Origin of the sequence: Gilliamella sp. B3783 (genome assembly GCF_026536125.1) — a bacterium.
In the GTDB taxonomy this organism is placed as follows: Bacteria; Pseudomonadota; Gammaproteobacteria; order Enterobacterales; family Orbaceae; genus Gilliamella.
This window is the reverse complement of record NZ_JAFNOU010000007.1, coordinates 34,612-54,597: the sequence shown is the minus strand read 5'-3', so window position 1 is coordinate 54,597 and position 19,986 is coordinate 34,612. Positions and strand designations below refer to the sequence as shown.

Sequence of the window (19,986 nt, the reverse complement as noted above, 5' to 3'; positions counted from 1 at the left end):
TAATGGCTATTAGCGGGATCTCTTATTCAATTCAAACAGTTAACATTTATATCGTTATGAAATATATTAATCAGTTAGAGCCTAATGAATTAATAGACAATTTTTTAAATCATCCTCCACATAATTTTGCTGCTTGGCTAAGTGATGGTGGTGTGCCTGTTTTTTCAGCAAAGTTCGATTTATTGACAACAGCTGATGATAATTTCAAAAATAAAATTGAAAAATTACCACTATCCAAAAAATGGCGGCACTGGTTACAACCTAAAACATGTTTTGTTGGGACAACTGTCTCTGAATATGGCATGCTCAATGATAAAGTTGATGCAAAAAAATTAGCGGGTAACCTGAAAGCAAGTTATAGCAAAGAATATCCTTTTGTTATTGTTAAAGATTTACCTTTATCTTCCCCCTTATTGAGTGATAAAGATAATCAATATTCTGCCGAATTTATATCGGCGTTAAAAAATCAAGGTTTTATTGAAGTTGAAGGGCAAGCATTAGCTTGGTTACCTATAGATTTTGATAGCTTAGATGAAGTTTTTTCACGTTTTTCATATAGTCGTCGAAAAAATTTTAGGCGGAAATTAAAATCTCGCCAAAAGCTAGAGATTAATGTTTTAAATAGTGGCGATGACTGTTTTTTTAATGATGCTGTTTTAGATAAATATTATCAACTTTATCTTAATGTTTATCAGCAAAGCGACGTACATTTTGATTTGTTAACTAAACCATTTTTCGTGCAATTATTACAGAACAAATCTGCTCAAACACGTATTTTTACTTATTATCATGACAATGAACTTATTGGTTACAATATCTGCTACGTGGTCAATAACATGTTAATTGATAAATATATTGGTATGGTTTACCCCCAAGCTCAAAATCTCAATCTCTATTTTGTCAGCTGGTTTGTTAATCTTGAATATGCAGTTGAAAACGGCTTTAGTCACTATATTGCCGGTTGGACCGATCCCGAAGTTAAAGCATCACTTGGTGCCAAATTTACGTTAACAAAGCATTTAGTTTATATCCGCAATCCTTTATTAAGAGTGGTAATACGTAAATTGATTGGTCACTTTGAAAGTGACAAGGAGAAAGTAGCATGAAATGCCCTATAATTCTCGACTTTGATCAAAGTGTCGGTGAAATTAGTGATGCTAAAAAAATAGATTTAACTGCTTGGCAAGAGACTCTGCGTTTTGGATGCTCTCGAACTAAATTTCAACAATTTAGCGCAAAACTTCAACAATTTTTACCTGAGCATTATGGTACAGTTTTGATGGGAAGCGGGGATTATCATCATATCTCACTATTATTGATTGCGCGTTTAGCGAAATATTACTCAGCAGAAAATCCCATTGAAGTAATAATTTTTGATAATCATCCCGATAATATGCGTTACTTATTTGGTATTCATTGTGGTTCATGGGTCAGTTATGTCGCAAGCTTACCGTTTGTGAAACAGGTGCACGTATTGGGTATTACCTCACATGATATTGGCATTAGCCATTTTTGGGAAAATAGATGGAAACCACTTTTTCATAAAAAACTCACTTATTGGAGCCTAGGTGTTAATGTGTCATGGGCAAAAAAAATAGGTTTAGGTCATGCATTTCGGCATTTTTCTACTCCAGATGATCTTATTGCGAGTTTTTTATCTGAACAGTATCACAATGCAGAACCCGTTTATTTATCGATTGATAAAGATGTATTAAGTGAAGAGGTTATTCATACCAATTGGGATCAAGGTCAGTTACAGACTTACCACCTATTGGATGTTATTTCATCGATTAAACAGCGTGTTATTGGTAGTGATATCACCGGCGAATTGTCAATATGGCAACCATCGAACTGGTTTAAGCGCTTTTTAAGTTCGTTAGATAAACAACCCATCATACCGGCTGATAAGTTACAAACTTGGCAAAGTGAACAACATCAACTTAATTTGACCTTGTTAAAAGCATTAGTTATATAACTGAAAAATCGAATAGAAAGTGTAGTTGTTTTAATAGAAAACCACCTACACTTTATTGAATAATTTAGGTTTAATTTAATGATTGTTTTGTTGAGTTAATTTGTTTTCAGCTATCGCTAAAAACACAATTCCTGACACAATTAATATTGTTCCAATCAATTTAAATAAGGTTATTGGCTCGTTAAATAACCAAATTGATGCGATCATAACTGTCACCACTTCAAAATGAGAAGCGGCAAAAGCGGGTCCAACTGGTGCTTTTTTTAGTAAGGTCATCCAGGTAAAAAACGTGAAAATATAACCAGCAATTGATATATAGATCCATGGATTAGTAAATACGCGAACCAGCCAATCAATACTCATCGCTAAAGGTTCAGCGTGAATTGCTGCTAATTTAAAACTGCATTGTGCAATCGTATCAAAGATGAGTAATACTGTGAAGCCAATTAAATAAAATCGTGCCATATTAAGACAATCCCACAAAAATAACGCCAGCTGTGATTAAAAGCATACCAACTATACGATGAAAGGTGAGAAGTTCCTTAAAAACAATACGACCAACCAACATGATGGTAATAATATTAAATGAGGCAAGTAAAACACCCTGTGACAGTGGAACTAATGTTAAAAATGCTAACCAAAGTAGGAATTCAGCAATATAGGATATAATACCAATCCAAATCCAATGATTTTTTGATAAATCGATCCAATAGTACCAACCGTCACGATTATTTGTTGAAGTTGCAGCGAATTTAAAGGCTATTTGCCCTAAAGTATCAAAACAGATATTGCTAACCCAAAGTATGATGACTAATGGTGACATTAAGTGTTTGTTCCTTCTACTATACCGTTAAAAAAAGAAACACATTCTTTAATCACTTCGCGGCGTTGAGAATCAATGGTGATTAAATGATAACTCTCATTTAATACGATTAATTTTTTAGGTCCCGATACATGCTTTTCAACTAATTTGGCATTGGTTTCAATATTTGCGATATCATCATTACCCGAATGCATAATTAAACAAGGTGAGGTAACATTCGGCAAAATTTGTCGTACATTTTTTGCTAATAGTTGCATTTCTGCCAGCGCCGGAAAAGGGTTACCAGCAAGGCCGGCAGACGCTGCATCGCCACTAAGCATACTTTCTGAAACGACAGCACGAATTCGTTCATCTTTAAGCCCGTAAGGCGGCTTTTCAATAAAAGAAACTTTTTGAAAAATACCTAATTTTTTAAAATAGACGAGTAAGAAAAAGAATTTTTTTGCCCAAAAAGGCATACTCCAACCATCATAATAAAAAGTGGGCGCAAGCACACCCACTCCCTTAATTTGTTCAGGTCTGTCAGCTGCTAACTTTAACGCTAGCAGGGCGCCCATTGATAATCCCGCCACAAAAATATTATCTACATGGTTGGCTAGATAATCTGCGCCATCTTGTACGCTTTTATACCAATCTTGCCATGTGGTTTTACAAAGATCGGCTTCAGTCCCACAATGGCCAGCTAATTGTATTGCATAAACGGTGAATCCAGCTTTATGTAGGCCATTTGCTAAAATTCTCATCTCATTTGGTGTACCTGTTAATCCATGAATTAAAAGCACCCCATTTTTATTACCTGGTAAAAAGTAAGATAAATCTTGAATTGTACTCATTATTATTTCCTATTATTTTACCATCACAGTTGGAATAAGTGCTTGCTGTGACTGTTTTAATGCTTGAGTAACATCAGAAAAATATTTAATAGCACTATGTTCAATATTATTTTTTTGGCAATAATGAATCAATTTATCTTTGGCAAAAACAAAATCCACATTATGAGAAACACAATAATCAGACGTTCCATCACCAACATAAAGAATTTGTGGAAAATATTGCTGTTTTTTAACGTGATTACATTTACAATTTCCACTTTGTTTAATGCAATTTTGATTAGCATAAGGAAATTCAAGACGCCAGCTACGTTCATTATCGTGTAATAATCTATTAGCAAAAATAGGTAAATTTTCTATGCCATGACGTTTTAACACAAATTCAATTGCGTAATCTAATCCGTCGCTGACAACGTGAACCGGTATGTTGTTTTGATCAGTGTAATCAATGAATGCCTTAAAGGTTGGGTCAATTTCAATTTGTGATAAAACTTCATTAAGTTCTGCTAAACTGGCATCCATCAAAGCAATTTGCTTACTCATGCACTCTTGAGAACCAATTTTACCATTCACCCATAACTCTTCAAGCTCGTCACATCCGTCTTTACCGAAATGATTCAGTAAAGTATCTGTTACATCTTTAACACTAATAGTACCATCAAAATCACACAACACGATTGGCGTATGATGTTGTGAATAAGATGGATGAAATAGATGACTTGTAATTGATGAAAAATTATTCATTTTTGAAATTAAATAGCCTATTTATCGATATTGTCGCAAATTTTCTCATAGAGTGATTTCAAACTTTGTAGGCTCTTTGTATATATTTTGTAACGAGAATAAAATTGCCTGTATAATAAGGCCTTACTACTTACTGTTACCATACTGAGAATAAGAATGAGTGAACGTATACTAATTATTGAAGATGACCAGCGACTTGCTAATTTAATACAAGTTTATTTGATTCGACAAGGTTATCTTGTTCAATGGCATAATAGTGGTAATGGTGCAGAAGAAAAAATTCAACAATTTAATCCCGATTTAGTCATTTTAGATGTCATGTTACCGGAAAAATCTGGCTTTGATATCTGCCGTGATATACGTACTTGGTTCAATAATTACATTCTTATTATGACAGCAAGTGAAGATAATATTGATGAAATTGTCGGTTTAGAACTGGGTGCCGATGACTATTTGGCTAAACCTGTTGAACCAAGATTATTACTTGCACGTATTCGAGCGCTACTTCGGCGAAAACAAATTGAATTAGACAAAGATAGCAGTAAAGAAACAGCCGCTCCGCTCAATAACAAAACATTAGTTTTTGATAATCTTACTATTGATGGTGAAAATCGTAAGGTGCTATTACAAGATCAAGAAATTGATTTAACCACCGCTGAATTTGATTTGCTTTGGTTACTCGCTGTTAACGCCGGTAATATATTGACTCGTGATGATATTTTTTCTCAAGTTCGAGGAATTGATTTTGATGGTAGTGATCGTTCAATTGACGCTCGGATTTCTCGACTACGTCGAAAATTACTTGATGATCCCGATAATCCATCACGCATTAAAACAGTAAGAGGCAAAGGTTATTTATTTATGCGAGAAGGGGATAATCATTGAGCCAATTATTAGCAAAACCCCTTTTTTTTAATCGCCGCATCGTATTTTATCTGGTCATTTTGCTTTCATTGCAATGTATCATTGCTTATGGTGCATTACTCGTATTTGATTCTTTACCTTCATCATTAACCGATATGCCAGATGATCATATTGTGTTTCGTGAGTCACAACGAGGTACAGTCAACCTGATACGCATGCGCATTAATGAAAATAAACATCGTCCTCTTCAAGAAGTGGTCAATGAATTACAACCCTATTTTGGTTATCCAATAACCATTTTACCCGCTAATACACCACTGCCTGAAACTGTACACAACGAGTTAAAAAAATTAGGTTTTTCATACGATGGTGATGAAGAGGTTGTCTATATCGATTTAAACGATGGCAAGTTGCTACAACTCGGGCCCATGGTTATGCGCGATATTTTAAAATCTAACACTATGTCACTTAGTGTTTTTTTAATTATATGGGCATTATTTAGCGCTATTATCTTCTTTATTTTGATCTATTTTGCTTTCAGTGCGGTCTGGAAAGATTTAGTTAATATTAGGCAGACAGCTGAGCAGTTAGGACAGGGTAATCTTAAGGCGCGAACGGAAAATGTCAAAGGTTGGTTATTTCAGCCATTGGCTAATGTCCTTAATAACATGGGGACACATATTGAACATTTAGTTGGGACCAATCAAACTATTTCACATGCCATGGCGCATGAACTTCGAACCCCACTGGCACGAATGCGATTTGAACTTAGCATGCTTGAAGAGTCAACCGACGAGCAAGAACGGTTATTGCTACAAAAAGGTATGAATGATGACATTAACGAACTTGAAACGTTAATTAATGCTAGTTTAAGTTACTTTAAAATGCAGCAGAGTAATATTGAGCTAAATTTAACAGCAGTATCACTAAAACAGTGGAGCGAAAAAGTTTGCCAATCACTCGCATTATTCAAACCCAAAGACTTTGAGTTAGTGTGTAATAGTCAAGATGCTCAAGCCGTGATAGATATCAATTTAGCCGAAACCATTGTTAAAAATTTACTGCTAAATGCTTTTAAATATGCAGCACATAAAGCGGTATTAAATATCACCAAACAAGAAAATGGCGTTGTGTTTGAAATCGATGATGATGGTCCAGGTATTCCATTTGATGCTCGAGAAAAAATTTTTATGCCTTTTGCGCGGTTAGATACTAGTCGAACTCGTTCAACGGGCGGCTATGGTCTTGGTTTAGCTTATGTAAAACTAATGGCTGAATTTCACGATGGCAAAGCATTTGTGGTGACAAGTCCATTGGGTGGCGCACGATTTGTTGTTTCATTAAAATCGAATGATTGTTAATTATTTTTTTATAATCAATGTTTTTTTATTAAAAATAATCATAATTGTGATATGTGAGTAATTTATTTTTTTGACGTTATCATAAGATGATACTTACTTTATGCAACGGTAAGGTGAGTAACATGGCAAGCGATTCAAAAAACGCCACTCCAAATGCTTATTGGATCAAATTAGTTATCATTTTCTTTTTGGGCTGGATTGTTATTTATGCTGGGCGATCAGTTTTAAGTCCGCTTATTGGTGAATTACAAACTCAGTTTGGCTTAAATAAGGCTGAAACTGGCGGTATAATGAGCCTGTTTTTTCTTGCTTATACCGTATTTCAAATACCTTCAGGTATATTGGGCGATAAAATAGGTCGCAAGCGTGTGCTTGTGACAGGATTCATATTATATGCCATTTTTATTGCATCAATATATTTTGCTCCTTCTTTCATAATCTTTTTGATTCTTTGGATATTAGCTGGTGCGGCACAAGGCTGTTATTATGGACCACAATATGCGTTATCATCAGAAGCTATTCCTAAAAAATGGATAACGTTAGGCAGTGCTATTATTGGCAGTGGAATGTCATTTGGTATTGCCATGGGATATTATCTATCAAGTATAATGATTTCAGTATTCCATAGTTCTTGGCAGCTACCGTTTGTGGTTGTTGCTATTCCAATAATAATCGTTACTTTACTGATGGCTGTGTGTATTAAAGAAAAAGTGGCCAAACCGACAGCAACACAGGTTTCACAGTCTATAAAATTTTCGGAATTGTTCAAGAACCGCAATTTGGTTTTAGCTTATATTACAATCTTTTGTTCAATATATGGTTTTTTTGTCATTATCACCTGGTTACCAAACTATCTTGAAGCAGAAAGAGGAATGGATAAATTACAAGCTTCACAAATTGCATCAATTGTACCTTGGATCTCAATTATTGGTACTTTGTTGTGTAGCTATATATCGGATAAACTTGGTCGACGTAAACCGGTAGTGTTATGCATGATGCCATTATCATTAATTGCTATTTTTTCGATTGTGTATAGTGAATCATATGCTGTATTAATTGCAGTACTTATATTATATGGTTTTATTGGTAAAATAAGCTTGAATCCAGTATTAATCGCTTTAGTTGCCGATAATGCGCCTAAAGCTTCGCTTAGTACGGCTTTTGGGTTATACAACTTTTTTGGTATGAGCGCATCAATTTGTGCTCCTTATTTTACTGGATTGATAGCGGATAAAACAGGTAGTTTAAATAGTGGTTTTTATTTAGCCGCAGCGTTAACTTTAGTGGGTATAACCGCTATGCTTTTTGTCAATGAAAAGAAAAATAAAAATTAACATTATCTTATTACTAAAACTAAAATTTTAAACTCACTAGTTTACTCAAATATAAATAATACCCAATTTTAATAGTTGTTTTAATTATATTTGAGTAATGTCACTTTTTAGGTTGTCGTCACATGCAATTTTTAGGAAAACCATCGATTTTATAAAAAACATTATTTTGTCACAGTAAATACACGTTTTTCCATTTCAGAAAAACAAAAAATTTGTTATATTCTTTGGCCAAAATGATAAAAAGTGACAAAACAAATTTCTAAATTCGTCATTGAAATATTTAATCAGAGGTTTTTTTATGAGCGGTTCCTTACCGACAGAGACAGAAAATCGTCCAACTAACTTTATTCGTCAAATTATTGATGCAGATTTAGCAGCAGGTAAATATAAAACTACGCATACGCGTTTTCCACCTGAACCAAATGGGTATTTGCATATTGGTCATGCTAAATCAATTTGTTTAAATTTTGGTATTGCTCAAGATTATCAGGGTAAATGTAATTTACGATTTGATGATACTAATCCAGTCAAAGAGGATGTTGAATACGTTGAATCGATTAAAGAAGATGTTCATTGGTTAGGTTTTGAGTGGGATGGTGAAATCTGTTACTCATCTGATTATTTCGACCGATTATATGAATATGCAATTGAGTTAATTAATAAAGGTCTTGCTTATGTTGATGAACTTTCAGCAGATGAAATTCGTGAATATCGTGGCACTTTAAAAGAGCCCGGCAAAAATAGTCCTTATCGTGATCGTAGTATCGATGAAAATTTAACGCTATTCCAACAAATGAAAGAAGGAAAATTTGCTGAAGGAAAAGCGTGTTTAAGAGCAAAAATTGATATGGCTTCCCCTTTCATTGTTATGCGAGATCCAGTGTTATATCGTATTAAATTTGCCGAACATCATCAAACAGGCAATAAATGGTGTATTTACCCAATGTACGATTTTACTCATTGTATTTCTGATGCAATTGAAAATATTACTCACTCATTATGCACACTTGAATTTCAAGACAATCGCCGTTTATATGACTGGGTATTAGATAACATCACAATTGACGCTCGCCCACATCAATATGAGTTTTCTCGATTAAATTTAGAGTATGCTATCACCTCAAAACGTAAATTAAATTTACTCGTGTCAGAACAAATTGTTGATGGTTGGAATGATCCACGTATGCCAACTATTTCAGGTTTACGTCGCCGTGGTTATACACCTGCTTCCATTCGTGAATTTTGTAACCGCATTGGTGTAACCAAACAAGAAAATACCGTTGAAATGAGCACGCTAGAATTTTGTATTCGTGAAGATCTTAACGAAAACGCACCACGAGCAATGGCTGTGCTTGATCCAGTGAAAGTTGTGATTGAAAACTTTTCAGAAACCTTAGATGAAGTGCTCAGCATGCCAAATCATCCAAATCGTCCGGAGATGGGCAATCGTGAAGCACCATTTACCCGCGAAATTTATATTGATCGCGCTGATTTTAAAGAAGAGGCGAACAAAAATTATAAGCGCTTAGTATTAGGAAAAGAAGTCCGTTTACGTAATGCTTATGTTATTCGTGCTGATCGCGTTGAAAAAGATGCAGAAGGTAATATACAAACTATCTATTGTAGTTATGATCCAACCACCCTTAATAAAAACCCAGAAGATGGGCGTAAAATTAAAGGTGTGATTCATTGGGTATCGGCTAAATTCGCAAAACCAGCCGAAATTCGTCTTTATGATCGTTTATTTAATACTCCAAATCCTGGGGCGGCTGAAGACTTTTTATCAACTATTAATCCAGAATCATTGATTATCAAAAAAGGATTTGTTGAACCAAGCCTGCAACATGCTGAAGTTGGCAAAGCTTACCAATTTGAACGTGAAGGCTACTTCTGTTTAGATAGTAAATATGCAACTGATGACAATTTAGTATTCAACCGAACGGTTGGATTAAGAGATAGCTGGAACGAAACTCAAGCTAAGTAATGATGATCGCCGGCTTCAGTCGGCGTTTTATTTAACTTATTTTTAATTAAAATTAAAAAGTTATCACTTTTACGCAAAATATAACTAAGTAAATTTTAAAGCTAGTTTGAAACTATCTTTAGAATTATTATATATAACGCAGTCTTTAGCCAAAGAAGGGGCTGTACTAGATAAAATTAAAAAACATTATTTAGGTTGATTATTTTTAGATGATTCGAAAATATTCAAAATTTTTGTCATAATAACATCCAATCTATTCATGCCAATTATAAGGATTAATAATTTAAGCATCGAGCATTTAACGTTACGTTTATTCACACTATTGTCCATTTACTTCAATTTGCGATTTCTTAATACACCTTAAATTTTACTCACTACAATATAGTCAAATAAATTACGGTTTAGGATGAAAATCATCTATCTGATCTCGCCATTCATTGTAATCCCAAGTTACAATTTTAGTTTTCAGTATTTCCAAATAATCTAATGCCGCCTGTTTTCCGGTTGGGGTAAGCATTTGTTCTAAACGTTGTTGGATTTGCTTGTTATATTCCCAAACCGGTGGTAATTGCTCTGCATCCCACGCCAAATTGTTGTCTATCTCAGTGATTTTTTGTTTTGCATAATCGCTTAACAGTGACCAGGCATAAGCTTTAACCAGATCTTGCTCTCGACCTAATCCATAGAAATAGGCTTCAGTCATGCGCAATATGCCAATAATTGAGCTATGCTCGGCCATTAGCTGCGCATAATCTATGGCCAGTTTTAAATCATCTGATTTTAATGATCTGCGGTATTCGGTTAATTTATTCAGTTGCTCATATTTCTCATCTTTATAGTGAGCTGCTTGTTGAAATAACATGCGGGCTATTAAATATTCGTAGCAATGATAGCCACCATCAATGGCATAATTAAAATACTCAATACTTTTTTCTAATTGCTCATCAGGACAGGGGCGCGCCATGCCTTGTTCATCATACCCACAAAAACCCATTTGCCAACCTTTTTGATAGGCAAAATAGGGATATTTTAAATCGGCAAACCGATCCCTTAAATACCATTGTATTTGACTATTTTTAAACACCTCTGGTTCAACCAACGGTTTACCATCACTATCCACTAACTGATCCCGATATTTGCGCATAAATTCTGTAAAAGAGATCATCCCATCTTCTTTGTAATCTTCATCAAAGAATTTATGCCAACTAAGGAGAGAGTAATAATATGGCATGGCATTTTTATCCCATTGCCAGGCATGTTTAAGAAATTTTATCAATTAAACACACCATAAAATACGTTATCGTCAAAGGCTGATTCATACAGCTTTTTAGCTTCGTCTATACGTAATAATTCATTTTCGGGAATAGTTGACGGGTAAATGGTAAAGTCCATAATTAAATTTTCCGGTTGATTAAGTTCATAGTTTCGTTTTTTTAAATTATCAGTATTTAAATATATAAAGCCAATACTAATAATAAGACCCAAAATAATGACAAAAATGATTAATTTTTTCCGTATTGATTTGTTTTTTTTGGCAGTAAAACTCATTAAATATATTCCAAATCATTTTGATTAAACACATCTACTTCAACAATGCGCGCTTCTAACTGACCTTTATTAAATACTCGGCAAGGTAGAATTTAATTTTTTTCGGATAATTTTTTAATTTCTTGGTAAATAGGATATAACATTGGGTAATGTAGTAATGGCTTTAATTTTTTCATTTTCATCTTCATCTTTACAGATAAATTTAACTGCATAATCAGCAATAATATACGGTAGTGCAAGTGGATTATGTGCTATTGTTTTTGCCACCATTTTTTGCAGGGCATTGCTTTTTATATACACATTACTGGCTGTCCCCAGCTCAATATCTGATTGGCTTATTCTGATGTAGGAGCTGCCACAAATTAAGGTGATTTTTTGACTAGCTGTAATGATCATTACTCGTTGCTCATAGCCTAAAAATTGGGTGGATTTTTCAGTTTCAGGTATTGTCCCATGGTGACGTTATTGTACTTTTCTTGCCACGCTTTAGGCATGCCGTGTTTTTTTAACCAGGCTTTAGCTTCGGGAGTGATTTCAGTTATTTTTCCGTTCGGGTAAGGATTGGGACACACATCAGATCCTTGCGGTATCCGTTCGGTGATCCCTTTACCAAACTCTATTGATGGTGCATCAGGGTGAGCAACGCCTATGAGCCAACCGGTCACACTGCCACCCGGGGCAAAACCAATAATAACCGTGTCATTATAACCAATCTCATTTTGATCGTAGGCTTCAGAATAGTAATGATGTGGCGTTACCATTTCTTGCCGTGCCCACAATGGCACCACTAATTTAGTACGATAAAAGGTTTGATCGGCAAAAGAGGACCAGCAAATATAAAATTCTTCCGGTAAATCAGAATACACAGGCAGGTCATTGATACCAAAACGTGTATTCCATTTACCCGGATCCCGACTGTAATTACCCCCAGCAGCGATATTAATAATTTTATATTTATTGGATTGGGTTTTTACCATGGTTGAAAAAACTGTTGATTGAAAATAGAGTGGATAACGACCACCAATACGCCATTCAGCGTAAGGTTTTTGGGGTAAATTGGGATCAACTCGGTTAGCGTTACGTGAGGTATGGCAACCGGTGATAAGCATTACCAAACTGATGACGGTAATAATGTGTTTCAACATAAGCAGTCCTTCTATGTTAGTGATCGGGGTGAATGAGCCGTTGCCAATCACCCTGTTGGTTAAGGTGCGGTTGGTGCACTTGCAGTAAACGTGTTTTGGCGTACTCTTTTTCACTTTTTGCCGGCCAGCTAATTTTCACTATTTGACCAGTATTTTTTTCAATCCAAACACCTTTTAGTTTAATGTATGGTAATATATTCAAACAAACTAAGGTTTAGGATGAAAATCATCTATTTGGTTGCGCCACAGATTATAATTCCAAGTGATCACTTTGGTTTTCAGTGTTTCCAAATAATCTAATGCCGCTTGTTTTCCGGTTGGGGTAAGCATTTGTTCTAAACGTTGTTGGATTTCTTTGTTATATTCCCAAACCGGTGGTAATTGCTCTGCATCCCACGCTAAATTGTTGCCTATCTCAGTGATTTTTTGTTTTGCATAATCACTTAACAGCGACCAGGCATAAGCTTTAACCGGATCTTGCTCTCGACCTAATCCATAGAAATAGGCTTCAGTCATGCGCAATATGCCAATCATTGAGCTATGCTCGGCCATTAGCTGTGCATAATCTATTGCCTGTTTTAAATCGTCTGATTTTAATGCTTTACGGTATTCGGTTAATTTAATTATTTGTTTATACTTTTCATCCTGATAATGGTCACCTTGTTGAAATAATATTCGAGCTATCAAATCTTCGTAGCAATGATAGCCACCGTCAATGGCATAATTTAAATACTCAATACTTTTTTCTAATTGCTCATCAGGACAGGGGCGCGCCATACCTTGTTCATCATACCAACAAAAACCCATTCCCCACCCCTTTTTATAGGCAAAATACGGATATTTTAAATCGGCAAACTTATCCCATAAATACCACTGTATTTGCTCACTTTTAAATACGTCAGGTTCGACTAACGGTTTACCAGCACTATCCACTAACTGATCCCGATATTTGCGCATAAATTCTGTAAATGAGATCATCCCACCATCTTTGTAACCTTCATTAAAGAGTTCCTGCCAACTAAGGAGAGAGTAATAATATGGCATAGCATTTTTATCCCATTGCCAAGCATGTTTAAGAAATTTTATCAATTGTTCAGGATTAACCACACCATAAAATACGCCATCGTCAAAGGCTGATTCATACAGCTTTTTAGCTTCGTCTATGCGTAATAATTCATTTTCGGGAATAGTTGAAGGGTAAATGGTAAAGTCCCTAATTAAATTTTCGGATTGATTAAGTTCATAGTTTCGTTTTTTTGAATTATCAGTATTTAAATATATAAGGCCAATACCAATAATAAAACCCAAAAAAGTGACAAAAATGATTAATTTTTTCCGTATTGATTTATTTTTTTGGGCAGTATAACTCATTGAATATATTCGAAATCATTAACATTTTGCAGTAGTATTAAAACTACATACCTTATTTTGCTTTTTAGCTTGACTAACTAAAGAATTGTGATAATGCCTAGCTCATTTATTTAACAGCGGCTTTCCTAACCCTTTTTGAAATAAAAAATCATAATGAGCTTTAACCTCTAAAAATAGACCCACTCAGGAATAAAATGTGATTTTTTATTACCTACCTCAACGTACTATTCAACATCACCACTCGCTGATTGATAATCGAGTGATAGTAAGCTCATACCTCGACGTATTGGTTTTACCTTAACCCGCTTATAGACATCGGGTGGGCAATTACAATTTTTCGAGGTCACACATGTCTATCGACAAAGGTAATGAACGCTTTTTTCGCTAAGTTAATAATCACATTGAACAGCGTAGCTTGTCACATAATATCCCTTATAAATCACTTCTTATTGGTAATAAATCAGCATCGCGCAATCTTAAATCAATCCGATTGATTGTTTTCACATCTTCGGTGTTTTCAATACTTGGTAAATGATCAAGCGATACAATCACAGTTCCCACCTGTTTATCGTCTTTATAAATCGGGATCACTTGGTGGGCTTCGGGATAGTCGCTAGCTTTTAAGGGACTTGGAATATAAGCAATTAATGAGACACCAATCCGTTTTACAAATAGCGCATTCACTTTCGAAAAGGTCTGCATCAAATCGATTTCAATATAGCTATCGGTAAAGACTTTTGCCAGCTCGGTAACAAAAAACGTGATTTGTTTTAAAATTTGAGGCTCGTTGGGTTCAGTGAAAAAAAAGTCAATATTAGATTGAACAAACGAGTTATCTAAGGATTTAGATGCATCATAAGTAATAACTTTTCCGAAGGTATTGTGTTCACCATCAATAAATGAAATCAGCATATCACCCTCTTTATCGATTTTTTTGTGAGCGAAAGAGAGTTTTTTTAAACCAAACTCAGTAAAACCATCGGGACTATGGACTAGCGCCTCGGGTTTTACTTTCACCGTATTTTTGAGCAAATACCAAGTCATTTTGGGGTCAAAACAGTGTTGATAAACCTTTAAGGCCTTTTCCAAACGGTCACAAAAATCAGCGTAGGTAATGAAGGTGACTTTCGGTAAATAAATGATTATATCAAACTGAACATCTATTATTTCTCGCATAAAATATCCTCTATAACTAGGGTAAGGGAACCCAAATTGCACTTAATGCTGGGTAGGAATTAGCTTTTAAAATATCCAAAAAAGCGTTGTACGCCCATGGTGTCATAAAGATCCAACAACAGTGGGCGTAAGGGTGTGCCGAACAAATTTTGTTATGTCTTTTTGCTTGTTGAGTAAAACTTTTTACTTTAGTCTTTCCTAACGATTTTAACTTCGGTATCGTTTTCTCTACATCTTCAAACTCTGTCCGACTAAACATCAATGAATCATAATTAGCTTTCATTTCAAGCAGTAAACAAAACATTTCTAACCAGCCATCAAAATCGGCTCGTCCAGCAGGACCTACGTATAACCACTCTTTCATCTCAAGGGACATTTTACCGGTTTTCGGGTTCTCTGTCCGTTGCCAACATTCCCCTGAAAATGCGCCTTGGTAATCGGCGGATAGATCGCTCATATTACGTCGAAATGTCTTTTTTGTTATGAACGGGATGATAGAACAATCACAATTTTTAGCCTTCTCTTTTTGCCCTTCTTTAACTCTTACCATTTTTTCCGCTGCGGTTTGTCTAATGCTCTCTTCTTCCTCATCAGTTAATCCCCGTTGGCTATGTGATTCAACGATAGCAAGATCGTACTTTAATAAACGCATCTTTTCCTTACTACTAGTAAGTAACTCTTCCAATCTTGCTTTACTTAACGTCGTTTTTTGAGGTTGATTGTTTGCTATTCTATCCAAATCTTCTTGGTAATAATCAATGTGAACAGTTTGAAAAAGTGCAATTTCTTTTTTTAACTGCTCAATAGCTTCTTTAGTATCTGGCTCAATGTCATCACTATCCGTTTGATCAATTACCTCAGTGGATTGAGAATTGGGAGTATTACATGTGCAGGAAGTAAAAGCTAAATTTAATAATGAAAATATGGTGGCATTTTGTAAGTTAGGTAATTTAATCTTTACTTGTGGTACGTTATATTGAGAGGGATTTACTGGATCTAAACTTGTTTCATAACCTGGCGGGTATAAATTAGAATCCTGACTTTTTTGATAACTCTCAAGTGAAGCGCCCATCAGCAGTAAATATTCTTGATAAGCATAAATTATTTGTTCAATCATCCGTTATCCTTAAAGTAACCCTTTTTGCATTTTGTCGGCAATAATCAATAAATCTTCATATTGGTTTTCAGGTGTTTCCCCTAATTTTTCCACCCAATTTTTTATCATTGGATTGTCTTTATAACCTGGGGTAACTGCTTCACCATATAAAAATGCTTCAATAAGATTTTTTTTAGAAAACCCTAATTCCATAAGATAGCCATATGTTTCTTTTAACCGTTTAAACAGATCTTCAATTTGTTCATCAGGTAATTTCAAACGTTTATCATTTTTAAATTTATGTATGAGATCCCAAAGATATTCATCTTTTTCTTGCTCTAAAATTTTATTGATTTGTTCTGTACTAAATTTCATGATAATCGTCCTGTCATCAATGAGTAATAATGATTGTTAAGATAAAAAATCCACTCATTAATTTGTAACGTAAAGAGTTTAAATTGTTCCGGTGTGAATACGCTAGGGAGTCTATTTAATACTCGTGGATCGTAATAACGAAGTAACGCATAACGATTATCTTCCAATGTTAAATGTAATTGTCTTTCTAAATGATTCAATAAATGGTTAAAAGATAACGATGACATTATCCATGATACAGAGGGATACGTTTGTTCAAGTTTAATGATTTGGCTTTTTAAATCATCACTCAATTGCGAGACATTCAAAATCCAAGGTCCTGCAAAAGCAACATCTTGATTATTGGGTTTAATGAATAACGGAGCCACTCCTTCACTTTCAACGATTTCATCTCGAAATAAACGTTCATATTCAAGACCATCGATTAAAGCATAAAGGTGTAATTTAAATCGTGACTGTTTTTGGCGTTCTAATATTATTTGATTTACAATATGGGTGTTTAACATGACTAATTAACTCTCACTAACTATAAACATTTCACCATTTTCAGCAGCTTGAATTAAACAGCGTAAACAAATGCGGTTTGTTGTGGCTGATAATGGGCTAGGTAGAGAAGGGGGCGATATATTGATGGTTGCCGCCCCCATTTTTTGCAGGGCATTGCTTTTTATATACACATTACCAGCTGTACCGAGTTCAATCCCCTCTTCACTGATTTTGATATAAGAGCCACCACAAATTAAGGTGATTTTTTGACTGGCTGTGATTGTCAGTTCACCATCAACACTGTCAATTTTGATATCCTGCCTGGCGGCCATATTCAGGTTGGCATTTTGCGCTTGTAGGTTTATATCCCCCTGGTTAGCAAAGACTTTCATCCCCGATTTGTGGGCAAATAATCCCAATGATTCACCACCAGACAGGGTGATGGTTTTTAAGGCGGTAATATCAGTCTGGTTTTCACTGGTTAAGGAAATACTGCTACTCGTAGATAGTTGGATGTTTTCAGGACTGGTTAACGCCATGCCCTCCTGAGCATAAGCTAAAATGCCACTTTGCGCCAGTTCAGTTAAGTTTGCCTTGAGCTGATTTTGACTGTCGGTATCAGCACTGTGTGCTTCCGATTGTTTAGCCGCATTTTGCAGGGATTTAGCTATCGATAAGGCGTTTTCTAACTGAGTAATTGCACCTTGCATATCCAGCTGTTTGCCCTGCGCTTTCGGTTCGGTTTGGGTGGTCAGATATAACCCCTTTGCCGCCGCTAAGGCGCCCCATTCATCAGTGCGCAGTTCAAACCCTTCACCTCGCTGCTCTTTATTCTGGTTAACTAAGTGACCAATATTAAGCTGGGTTTTTCCGTATTCAGTGGCTAACTTGATGTGCTCCTGACCGCGTTTATCATCCATCCGCAGTTTATTGTTGGTCACTGTGCGAATCACATTGCGATGTTTGTTGGCCGTTGCAACATGGTCAGGGTGGGCACTGTCATGCATCGCATAAGCAATATAAGGGCGGTCAGGGTTACCGTTAGTAAAGGCTATCGCCACCTCCGTACCGTCAATAAGCGGAAAGTGAAAACCATAACGGCTACCGGCATACGGCTTTGCCAGTCTGACCCATAAGCTCTCTTCACCGCTGTTCCAGCTTTTCAGGTCAAAGTTAAACTTAACCCGATACCGACCCTGAGTGTCAATATAACCATAGGTGTCATTATCCGGACTGGTTACCCGTGCCGGTAAGGTGCCGCTGATTTGTGGCCATGCTATCGGTTTAGGGCGGTAGGGTTTTAATACCTGATACGGGATGGCGGTAAATACTACTTCATAAGCATCCGTGCGGTTACCGTGCCCAGCCACACTTATAATGATAAACCCCTCTTGCGTATCGGCTAACGGGTTACCTGTTATGCAAATACGTTGACCCGGCACCAGCTGACAGCGGTTACTTTTACCGCTGATGATTACCTGACTACTGATTGCCTGTTCATGACGAATACGCGCATACCATGTCCCACTTTCAATGCTGTTATCCTGGTCACCTTCGCGGTTACCATTTTGCTCCCCTGCCGCAAAACGGTTGGCTGTATCGCTATCACGACCGGCATTAGCCGTGCCATTATCATTCAATCCTTTATAGTGCTCTTCATAACGGTAATTCGTGCCATACGTCGTCGCGTTTGTTGGCTGACTGTTCACTTCCGTTTGTAAATTGCTGCCTGCATCCCGGTAATTATAATCCTGCACCTGAACTGATGCTTCAACCATCTGACTGTGTAAACCCATATCCCACACACTGTCAACGCCTGCATCTAAAGTGCCACTCGGTAGTTTGTAGTCGATATCCTTTGCCTGCTGATAGCCTTGTTCGTAATCACTTAAGACCATAACATCACAATTGTGCTCAGCATGCGTTTCAAAACGAAACCAAATCCCCACATCGGCTAAAATTCGTTGAATAAAGGTCAGGTCACTCTCCTGCCATTGGGTGATAAGTTCCCGGACCGGATAACGGTTTTTTAATTCTAAACGGTAGTCAATACCGGTAAAACCATGTCCACGCAGCACCTCTTCAACAACGCCCACCACACTCAAATTTTGAAAAATAGCGCTGTTATGACTGAGTGCCAGCTTTGCCAGCACCGAGGACAATACCACCTGATAGTGCGCTTGCTCTTTATTGACCGATAACTGACTAAACTCAGTAATCACCCCGTATACAATGCGTGAATCGCCTGACGATAACAAGTCGGTCAACGAGGGATCGAGCGGAGCAAAAGCACTTAAGGTATTAAGCGTTTGCGTTACCTTTGAGACAATATTGAAATTATTCGCCGGGTGAAAAATAAATGCGGCTTTTTGATTTAAAACCGAGTCAAGCGTGAGGTGTTTATCTGAACTTGTAAAGGAAATGCGATAATGCCAGGGCTGGTTAAGGGCTTCATCACTGCTTACCTCTAATACCGATATTGCTGAGCCTAGTGCTTCAATTGTTAATGTGTAACGATTATGGCTAACATCTGATAACATGTTGTTAATGCCAGCTTTTTCACCTAATGTGCTAATTAGGTTGCTGAGCGCCTTAGGCATAGTAGTATCCTTTTATTTCAAGTTAATCAACGTACTAACGTTTTATAAATTATTGGTTGTAGTTTTTTTCATCAAGAGCATAACAGATATTGCCATTTAGTGAAATTGTTTTTAGTTTGAAATAGTTGAATAATTGCATTTTATTTCGTGTTTTTTATGATGAAAGGCTAGTTGGTTTTACCAACAAAAAAAATTTTTATACACTATTTAAGATAGCCACTTGGGTTACTTTCTTTTATAATATTGCTCTATTTTTACTTATTTTTGGCTTAAA

21 protein-coding genes are annotated in these 19,986 nt (G+C 36.0%); 6 read left to right on the top strand and 15 right to left on the bottom strand.

Annotation, left to right across the window (positions count from 1 at the left end):
* The first annotated feature begins 56 nt into the window (after positions 1–56).
* Both J3U59_RS08185 and J3U59_RS08180 read left to right on the top strand, forming a co-directional pair.
* The gene (locus J3U59_RS08185) at positions 57–1,106 is read left to right on the top strand and encodes a GNAT family N-acetyltransferase (RefSeq protein ID WP_267333872.1); all 1,050 of its coding nucleotides are present in this window, start codon (positions 57–59) and stop codon (positions 1,104–1,106) included.
* The gene (locus J3U59_RS08180; protein WP_267333871.1) at positions 1,103–1,975 is read left to right on the top strand and encodes an arginase family protein; all 873 of its coding nucleotides are present in this window, start codon (positions 1,103–1,105) and stop codon (positions 1,973–1,975) included. The genes J3U59_RS08185 and J3U59_RS08180 overlap by 4 nt, the downstream gene beginning before the upstream one ends.
* 75 nt (positions 1,976–2,050) lie before the next feature.
* Here J3U59_RS08180 and J3U59_RS08175 read toward each other — a convergent pair whose 3' ends face one another.
* Genes J3U59_RS08175 through J3U59_RS08160 form a run of 4 tightly spaced genes read right to left on the bottom strand, consistent with a single transcriptional unit; the run spans position 2,051 to position 4,372 of the window.
* Positions 2,051–2,440 carry a DMT family transporter gene (locus J3U59_RS08175; protein ID WP_065634527.1) on the bottom strand — a complete coding sequence of 130 codons (390 nt, stop codon included), beginning with the start codon at positions 2,438–2,440 and terminating at the stop codon, positions 2,051–2,053.
* 1 nt (position 2,441) lies between these two features.
* Entirely contained in the window at positions 2,442–2,798 is a 357-nt protein-coding gene (locus tag J3U59_RS08170; RefSeq protein ID WP_267333870.1) for an EamA family transporter, read from the bottom strand.
* Positions 2,798–3,631: an alpha/beta hydrolase gene (locus J3U59_RS08165; protein ID WP_065634529.1), complete on the bottom strand. Its 834-nt coding sequence runs from the start codon at positions 3,629–3,631 to the stop codon at positions 2,798–2,800. The genes J3U59_RS08170 and J3U59_RS08165 overlap by 1 nt, the downstream gene beginning before the upstream one ends.
* 12 nt (positions 3,632–3,643) lie before the next feature.
* Entirely contained in the window at positions 3,644–4,372 is a 729-nt protein-coding gene (locus tag J3U59_RS08160) for an MtnX-like HAD-IB family phosphatase (RefSeq protein WP_267333869.1), read from the bottom strand.
* A 156-nt stretch (positions 4,373–4,528) separates the two neighbouring features.
* On the opposite strand from J3U59_RS08160, the gene J3U59_RS08155 reads away from it, so the two are divergent.
* The 4 genes from J3U59_RS08155 to glnS all read left to right on the top strand — a co-directional run bounded on the left by J3U59_RS08155 (position 4,529) and on the right by glnS (position 9,915).
* Entirely contained in the window at positions 4,529–5,257 is a 729-nt protein-coding gene (locus J3U59_RS08155) for a winged helix-turn-helix domain-containing protein (RefSeq protein ID WP_267333868.1), read from the top strand.
* Positions 5,254–6,597, top strand: a complete 1,344-nt coding sequence (locus J3U59_RS08150) for an ATP-binding protein (RefSeq protein ID WP_267333867.1) — start codon at positions 5,254–5,256, stop codon at positions 6,595–6,597. Before J3U59_RS08155 ends, J3U59_RS08150 begins: the two co-directional genes overlap by 4 nt.
* Before the next feature lie 122 nt (positions 6,598–6,719).
* Positions 6,720–7,931 carry an MFS transporter gene (locus J3U59_RS08145; protein ID WP_267333866.1) on the top strand — a complete coding sequence of 404 codons (1,212 nt, stop codon included), beginning with the start codon at positions 6,720–6,722 and terminating at the stop codon, positions 7,929–7,931.
* Between the two features lie 298 nt (positions 7,932–8,229).
* On the top strand, positions 8,230–9,915 hold the full coding sequence (gene glnS / locus J3U59_RS08140) for a glutamine--tRNA ligase (RefSeq protein ID WP_065634533.1): 1,686 nt from the start codon (positions 8,230–8,232) through the stop codon (positions 9,913–9,915).
* A gap of 394 nt (positions 9,916–10,309) precedes the next feature.
* Here the strand turns inward: glnS and J3U59_RS08135 are convergent, their stop codons facing one another.
* From J3U59_RS08135 to J3U59_RS08085, 11 genes are all read right to left on the bottom strand, one after another.
* Positions 10,310–11,191 (bottom strand): hypothetical protein, encoded by an 882-nt coding sequence (locus J3U59_RS08135; protein WP_267333865.1) that lies wholly within the window; start codon positions 11,189–11,191, stop codon positions 10,310–10,312.
* Complete coding sequence (locus J3U59_RS08130; RefSeq protein WP_267333864.1) at positions 11,188–11,463, bottom strand: hypothetical protein; 276 nt, start codon at positions 11,461–11,463, stop codon at positions 11,188–11,190. Before J3U59_RS08130 ends, J3U59_RS08135 begins: the two co-directional genes overlap by 4 nt.
* Before the next feature lie 114 nt (positions 11,464–11,577).
* Positions 11,578–11,859 (bottom strand): hypothetical protein, encoded by a 282-nt coding sequence (locus J3U59_RS08125; RefSeq protein ID WP_267333863.1) that lies wholly within the window; start codon positions 11,857–11,859, stop codon positions 11,578–11,580.
* A 17-nt stretch (positions 11,860–11,876) separates the two neighbouring features.
* Positions 11,877–12,608, bottom strand: a complete 732-nt coding sequence (locus J3U59_RS08120; protein WP_267333862.1) for a DUF2931 family protein — start codon at positions 12,606–12,608, stop codon at positions 11,877–11,879.
* A gap of 16 nt (positions 12,609–12,624) precedes the next feature.
* On the bottom strand, positions 12,625–12,810 hold the full coding sequence (locus J3U59_RS08115; RefSeq protein WP_267333861.1) for a hypothetical protein: 186 nt from the start codon (positions 12,808–12,810) through the stop codon (positions 12,625–12,627).
* A gap of 5 nt (positions 12,811–12,815) precedes the next feature.
* Complete coding sequence (locus J3U59_RS08110) at positions 12,816–13,979, bottom strand: hypothetical protein (protein ID WP_267333860.1); 1,164 nt, start codon at positions 13,977–13,979, stop codon at positions 12,816–12,818.
* Positions 13,980–14,411: 432 nt separating this feature from the next.
* The gene (locus J3U59_RS08105) at positions 14,412–15,155 is read right to left on the bottom strand and encodes an Imm52 family immunity protein (RefSeq protein ID WP_267333859.1); all 744 of its coding nucleotides are present in this window, start codon (positions 15,153–15,155) and stop codon (positions 14,412–14,414) included.
* 16 nt (positions 15,156–15,171) lie between these two features.
* Complete coding sequence (locus J3U59_RS08100; protein WP_267333858.1) at positions 15,172–16,272, bottom strand: Tox-REase-5 domain-containing protein; 1,101 nt, start codon at positions 16,270–16,272, stop codon at positions 15,172–15,174.
* Between the two features lie 9 nt (positions 16,273–16,281).
* Positions 16,282–16,626 carry a hypothetical protein gene (locus tag J3U59_RS08095; protein WP_267333857.1) on the bottom strand — a complete coding sequence of 115 codons (345 nt, stop codon included), beginning with the start codon at positions 16,624–16,626 and terminating at the stop codon, positions 16,282–16,284.
* Positions 16,623–17,132, bottom strand: coding sequence for a DUF4123 domain-containing protein (locus J3U59_RS08090; protein ID WP_267333856.1), 510 nt, complete (start codon positions 17,130–17,132; stop codon positions 16,623–16,625). The genes J3U59_RS08095 and J3U59_RS08090 overlap by 4 nt, the downstream gene beginning before the upstream one ends.
* Before the next feature lie 6 nt (positions 17,133–17,138).
* Positions 17,139–19,712, bottom strand: coding sequence for a type VI secretion system Vgr family protein (locus J3U59_RS08085; RefSeq protein ID WP_267333855.1), 2,574 nt, complete (start codon positions 19,710–19,712; stop codon positions 17,139–17,141).
* Positions 19,713–19,986 lie beyond the last annotated feature (274 nt).

Bases quoted from the DNA above. Each gene is read 5' to 3' on its own strand.
- J3U59_RS08125 (WP_267333863.1), bottom strand. From the start codon at position 11,859: ATGATCATTACAGCTAGTCAAAAAATCACCTTAATTTGTGGCAGCTCC.
- J3U59_RS08110 (WP_267333860.1), bottom strand. From the start codon at position 13,979: ATGAGTTATACTGCCCAAAAAAATAAATCAATACGGAAAAAATTAATC.
- J3U59_RS08100 (WP_267333858.1), bottom strand. From the start codon at position 16,272: ATGATTGAACAAATAATTTATGCTTATCAAGAATATTTACTGCTGATG.
- J3U59_RS08165 (WP_065634529.1), bottom strand. From the start codon at position 3,631: ATGAGTACAATTCAAGATTTATCTTACTTTTTACCAGGTAATAAAAAT.
- J3U59_RS08175 (WP_065634527.1), bottom strand. From the start codon at position 2,440: ATGGCACGATTTTATTTAATTGGCTTCACAGTATTACTCATCTTTGAT.
- J3U59_RS08180 (WP_267333871.1), top strand. From the start codon at position 1,103: ATGAAATGCCCTATAATTCTCGACTTTGATCAAAGTGTCGGTGAAATT.
- J3U59_RS08170 (WP_267333870.1), bottom strand. From the start codon at position 2,798: ATGTCACCATTAGTCATCATACTTTGGGTTAGCAATATCTGTTTTGAT.
- J3U59_RS08160 (WP_267333869.1), bottom strand. From the start codon at position 4,372: ATGAATAATTTTTCATCAATTACAAGTCATCTATTTCATCCATCTTAT.
- J3U59_RS08130 (WP_267333864.1), bottom strand. From the start codon at position 11,463: ATGAGTTTTACTGCCAAAAAAAACAAATCAATACGGAAAAAATTAATC.
- J3U59_RS08185 (WP_267333872.1), top strand. From the start codon at position 57: ATGAAATATATTAATCAGTTAGAGCCTAATGAATTAATAGACAATTTT.
- J3U59_RS08155 (WP_267333868.1), top strand. From the start codon at position 4,529: ATGAGTGAACGTATACTAATTATTGAAGATGACCAGCGACTTGCTAAT.
- J3U59_RS08095 (WP_267333857.1), bottom strand. From the start codon at position 16,626: ATGAAATTTAGTACAGAACAAATCAATAAAATTTTAGAGCAAGAAAAA.
- J3U59_RS08090 (WP_267333856.1), bottom strand. From the start codon at position 17,132: ATGTTAAACACCCATATTGTAAATCAAATAATATTAGAACGCCAAAAA.
- glnS (WP_065634533.1), top strand. From the start codon at position 8,230: ATGAGCGGTTCCTTACCGACAGAGACAGAAAATCGTCCAACTAACTTT.
- J3U59_RS08120 (WP_267333862.1), bottom strand. From the start codon at position 12,608: ATGTTGAAACACATTATTACCGTCATCAGTTTGGTAATGCTTATCACC.
- J3U59_RS08145 (WP_267333866.1), top strand. From the start codon at position 6,720: ATGGCAAGCGATTCAAAAAACGCCACTCCAAATGCTTATTGGATCAAA.
- J3U59_RS08105 (WP_267333859.1), bottom strand. From the start codon at position 15,155: ATGCGAGAAATAATAGATGTTCAGTTTGATATAATCATTTATTTACCG.
- J3U59_RS08085 (WP_267333855.1), bottom strand. From the start codon at position 19,712: ATGCCTAAGGCGCTCAGCAACCTAATTAGCACATTAGGTGAAAAAGCT.